Source organism: Rhodoferax sp. RT4P68 (genome assembly GCF_056521305.1).
Genome location: NZ_JBWMBB010000052.1, coordinates 1 through 1157 on the forward strand (window position 1 = coordinate 1; position 1157 = coordinate 1157).

Annotated in this window: 1 protein-coding gene; it reads right to left on the reverse strand. The window is 61.6% G+C overall.

The genetic code is table 11. The features are described 5' to 3' along the window. A partial coding sequence (locus AC099J_RS31615; RefSeq protein ID WP_479619274.1) for an IS630 family transposase occupies positions 1-1079 on the reverse strand: 1079 nt, incomplete at its 3' end. Positions 1080-1157 lie beyond the last annotated feature (78 nt).

Genomic DNA, 1157 nt, shown 5'->3' on the forward strand with positions numbered 1-1157 from the left:
TAGTGTCCTGTCGCAGAAATACGCTTCGCGATTTTCTCGACCTTCTTCAAGATCGAGTCCGCCGTAGCCACCCACTGGAAAGGCGAGGCATCCGCGTTGTAGCGCTGCACGAATAGCTCGATCTGCTGCTTGAGCTCTCGAACGCTTGTGAAGGAGTTGCGCCGGATGGCGCGCTCCGTGATCAAGGCGAACCAGCGCTCCACCTGGTTGAGCCACGAGCTGTAGGTAGGCGTGAAGTGCAGGTGAAAGCGCGGGTGCTTGGCCAGCCAGGTCTTGACCTTGGCGTGCTTGTGAGTCGAGTAGTTGTCCACGATGAGATGCAGGTCCAACTCCGTGGGCGTCTGCTGGTCGATCTGTCGCAAGAAGTCCAGAAACTCCTGATGTCGATGCTGCGTCCGCACGCGGGAGATCACTTGCCCGTTGGCCACGTTGAGCGCCGCGAACAAGGTGGTGGTGCCGTGGCGCACATAGTCATGCGTGACGCCCTCCACGTAGCCCAGGCCCATCGGCAGCAGCGGCTGCGATCTCTCCAGTGCCTGGATCTGGCTCTTCTCATCGACGCACAGCACCAGCGCGTGATCGGGCGGGTTCAGGTACAGCCCGGTGATGTCGCGCACCTTCTCCACGAAGGCCGGGTCGTTGGACAGCTTGAATGTGCGCGAGCGGTGCGGCTGCAGGCCGGCAGTGCGGAACAGCCGGTGTGCCATGTCCTTGCTGATGTTGGCCTCTGCGGCGAAGCTGCGCACGCTCCAGTGCGTCTGCTTGGTCGGCCGGGTCTGCAGGGCTTGGTTCAGCAGATCGGCGACACGTTGATCATCCAACGACCTGGGCCTGCCAGGCCTGGCTTCGCTGCGCAGACCGGCAAGGCCTTGTTCGACATAGCGGGCGCGCCATTTGCGAACCGTCGGCTGAGAGACACCCAAGGCCTCGCAGATGATCGATGGCACAGCGCCATCGGCGGTCATCAAAACGATGCGCGCACGCACCGCAACCGCCTGGGGAGTTCGCCGAGAGCGCGCCGTTTTCTGCAGCTCCAGGCGCTCTTCCTGTCCCAGCTCGATAACCGCATCCGCACGCATCTGACGCATCTCTGCCTCCGGCAACCAATATACCGAAAGGCTTGCAAAAATCGTGCAAGTTATTTTTGCGACAGGACA